The 3536-nt window shown below is 70.9% G+C and carries 2 protein-coding genes and 2 pseudogenes; 2 read left to right on the forward strand and 2 right to left on the reverse strand.

Annotated features, from left to right (window positions below; all coding sequences use genetic code 11):
* Both A6R01_RS11760 and A6R01_RS11765 read right to left on the reverse strand, forming a co-directional pair.
* Positions 1 to 1102 (reverse strand): acyltransferase (locus A6R01_RS11760; RefSeq protein ID WP_292606063.1); only part of this gene is annotated, 1102 nt, incomplete at its 3' end.
* Positions 1099 to 2676 carry a glycosyltransferase family 2 protein gene (locus A6R01_RS11765; protein ID WP_292606065.1) on the reverse strand — a complete coding sequence of 526 codons (1578 nt, stop codon included), beginning with the start codon at positions 2674 to 2676 and terminating at the stop codon, positions 1099 to 1101. The genes A6R01_RS11765 and A6R01_RS11760, both read right to left, overlap by 4 nt.
* A gap of 134 nt (positions 2677 to 2810) precedes the next feature.
* On the opposite strand from A6R01_RS11765, the pseudogene A6R01_RS11770 reads away from it, so the two are divergent.
* A pseudogene (locus A6R01_RS11770) lies at positions 2811 to 3332 on the forward strand (DNA translocase FtsK); the annotation flags it as partial.
* A pseudogene (locus A6R01_RS18320) lies at positions 3302 to 3536 on the forward strand (phosphoribosylformylglycinamidine cyclo-ligase); the annotation flags it as partial. The pseudogenes A6R01_RS11770 and A6R01_RS18320, both read left to right, overlap by 31 nt.

Here is a 3536-nt window from a genome sequence, read left to right on the forward strand (position 1 = left end):
GCAGCACCGAGGGCACGGCGACCAGCGCCGAGACGACCAGCCACGACCACCCCGGGCCGGGCTCGGCGTAGAGGCCCAGTGAGCCGAGGAAGCGCAGCACCGGCTCGTGGATGAGGTAGATCCCGTAGCCCAGGCCGCCCAGCCACACCAGCGGCGCCCACGACATCCAGCGCGCCCAGGGGCCGTCGTGCAGGACCACGTGCGCGAGGGCGAGGGTGAGCGCGGCGGCGTACATCGGGTGCCACCACTCGGCGAGCGGCGAGCCCACCGGGCGGCTGAGCACGAGCCCGACGGTGAGGCCCAGGCCGGCGAGGAGCAGGGCGGCACGGGGCGCCGTCCCGAGCCGCACCCCGGCGGCGGCCACGACGGCCAGCAGCATGCCGACGCCGAAGTCGGGTGCCTTGGCCAGCGGGGAGAACCACACCGACCAGTTGTCGGCCGCGGCACCGGAGAGCAGTGTCGCCCAGACGAGGTACGCCGCACCGGCGGTGACCAGCGCCACCGGCAGCGCTGAGGCGACCCCCAGCCGCTGCCCACGGGTGGCGGCGCGCGCGGCCACCCGGTTGAGCACCGGCACGGACAGCGCGACCAGGACGTAGAAGTGGAACTCGATCGCCAGCGTCCACGCCGGCCCGTTGGTCCAGAAGATGTAGGTGTCGGAGTAGACGTGGGTGAAGGTCAGGTGGGTGACCAGGTCGACCCAGTGCCCTGGTGCGGTCGGGTTGGTCAGGGACCACACCAGCAGCACGACGGCGAGGTAGAGCGGCAGCAGCCGGGCCATCCGGCGGTAGAGCAGCACCCGGCCGGAGCGGATGCTCACGCCGTCGATGACGGCCTGCGCGATCGGCAGCCAGAGCACGAGCCCGGACAGCACGAAGAAGAGGTCGACGAACAGGTCGGCGCTCATGAACAGCTCGTGGACGGTGCCGGTCAGCGGCCACTGGTAGGTGTCGCCGTACCGCTGGTGCTGGTAGCCGTGGAAGACCACCACGACCAGCGCCGCGACGCCGCGCAGCCAGCCGAGCGGGTAGCGACGGACCGGGGTGCCGGTCGTCGATGTCGGGACGGGGGGTGCGTCCGTGCGGGCCTGGGTGGTGCTCATGCGTCACCTCCGGCCGTGCGCGGGGTGACCACCCACTGGTGCTCGCCGCGCAGCTGCTTGAGCTGCGCCACGCGGTTCACGAGGTTCTTGGCCTCGGTGTAGAAGACCAGGTTGAGCAGCGCGGCCTGGACGAACCAGCGTCGGTGCCGCCGGACCTCCGGCGTCGCGAGGCGGTACGCCGCCAGCGTCTGCAGCGGTCCCGAGACCGTGACCAGCAGGGTGATGAGCAGGAACAGCGGGGAGCTGAGGTCGAGCCCGCCGTCGCGCCAGGCCAGGAAGCCCAGCAGCGGCCAGGTGAGGATCGACATCCACGGGTAGACCTCGCGCCAGCCCAGCAGGTAGGTCGCGCCGATCTTCTGTCGCAGGGTCAGCTCGGGGGAGCGCAGGATCGGGCCGAGGTGGCGTAGCGAGACCTGGAACCACCCCTGGGCCCACCGCATCCGCTGCTTCCACAGCGCCTCGGGGGTCTCGGGGGCCAGCTCGCGGCTGAGCAGACCGGGGTCGTTGACGATCCGGCCGCCGGCGCCGAGCACGCGCATGGACGCCTCGATGTCCTCGGTGAGGAACGAGCCGCGCAGCCGGATGCGCTCCAGGGCGGAGGCGCGCCAGAAGCCGTTGGAGCCGCCGAAGATGCCGAAGCCGGCCAGCGCTGCACGGCCGGGGTGGGCCACGGCGTAGATCTGCTCGAACTCCACCGCGACCAGGCGGGCCAGCCACCCGGTGTCGCCGTTGCGGATGACGCAGTGCCCCTGCACGACGTCCGCGGGGTCCTCGGGGTCGCCGATCCACTCCCACGCGCGGTCGAAGGCGCCGGGCATCGGGTGGTGGTCGGCGTCGAAGATGCCGATCAGCTCGCCGTCGGCGACGTGCAGCGCCGCGTTGACGTTCTGCGCCTTGGAGGTGGAGTCGGGGACCTTGAGCACGACCAGGTCCTCGTGCTGCTCGCCGAGCCTCGCGAGCTCCTCCTCGACGTCGAGGTGGAAGGGGGTGTTGTAGGCCAGCACGACCTGCAGACCGCCCCGTCCGCCCGGGCCCCGCTCGCGGTCGGGCAGGGAGAGGAAGTGCTTGACGGTCTCGAGGATGGTGTCGGCCTCGTTGGGGAGGTACGCCGCGATGACGGCCGTGGCCCGGGGCCGCTCGCCCGCGCGGCCGGTGGGCCGGGGCGGGTCCAGGGCGTGGGAGGTCTCGGCCCAGATCATCCCCGCGGTCAGCGCGAGGGAGCCGACGATCGCCCAGTAGAGGACACCGGACAGGTCGAGCCCGACCAGCGAGAGCGCGACCAGCGCGAAGTAGGGCACCACGACGGCGCCGACGGTCGCGACCAGCACCTGGCTGCCGGTGGACCACCGGTCGATCCGGGGCCGGCGCACCCGCAGGTGGTGGCCCTCCTGCCGAGGCTGGAGGTCGCGCTGGCGGACCGACTCCGCAGCCGCCGACGCGGCGTGCTCGAGCGCCTGGTGCGCGTCCTGGCTGCGGGTCACGGGTGCCCACCCGACGCCGAGGTCGAGCACGGCCGGTGCGTCGTCCTCGCGCCGGTCGAGCGCCTCGAGGGCCTCGACCGCGTGGTAGGCCATCGCCTGCAGCCGCTCGGGGCGGGCGTCGCGGTCCTCGCGGCGCAGCCGCAGCCGCAGCCGCGGCGCCCGAGCCGGTGATCGATCCCACCCCTGAGGGGTCGCCTACGCAGGTGCCGGTGATGACCTCGGGCCGGTATCGACTCCCGAAGGCGGAGTTACTCAAGATCGGTGCGGGACACAAGAAGTCAACGCCGGCGAACGACCAGGTGGTCAAAGCCCTGCGTGAAGTTCTCGATCAGTTCGGCATCGACGCCGAAGTCTCCGGCTTCCTGCGGGGACCCACGGTGACGCGCTACGAGATCGAACTCGGACCGAGCGTCAAAGTCGAGCGGGTGACCGCCCTGAGCAAGAACATCGCCTACGCGGTGGCCAGCGCCGACGTGCGGATTCTGAGTCCGATCCCGGGTAAGAAGGCCATCGGTATCGAAATCCCCAACACCGACCGCGAACTCGTGGCGGTCGGAGATGTGCTGCGCAGTTCATCCGCGGCCGCCGATCAACACCCGATGGTCGTTGCGCTAGGCAAGGATGTCGAGGGGGAGTTCGTTGTTGCGAACCTCGCCAAGATGCCGCACATCCTCGTCGCGGGAGCCACGGGTGCGGGTAAGTCGAGCTGCATTAATGCATTGATCACATCGATATTGATGCGGGCAACGAACTTGTGGACCGGATCAAACCGGCCGCAAAGCGAACCAACCGCCCCGGCGTGATGAGCGGCCTCGGCGGCTTTGGCGCACTGTTTGACCTGAAAGCTGCCGGATACGAGGACCCGATCCTTGTCGGTGCCACCGATGGGGTTGGGACCAAGTTGCGGATCGCCATTGATACCGGTCTGGGGGATGGCGTGGGCATCGATCTCG

Origin of the sequence: Nocardioides sp. REDSEA-S30_B4 (assembly GCF_001627265.1) — a bacterium.
Classification (GTDB): domain Bacteria; phylum Actinomycetota; class Actinomycetes; order Propionibacteriales; family Nocardioidaceae; genus Nocardioides.

What these genes read in the sequence shown, in the direction of transcription:
- A6R01_RS11765 (WP_292606065.1), bottom strand. Translation starts at nt 2,676, where the DNA reads ATGGCCTACCACGCGGTCGAGGCCCTCGAGGCGCTCGACCGGCGCGAG.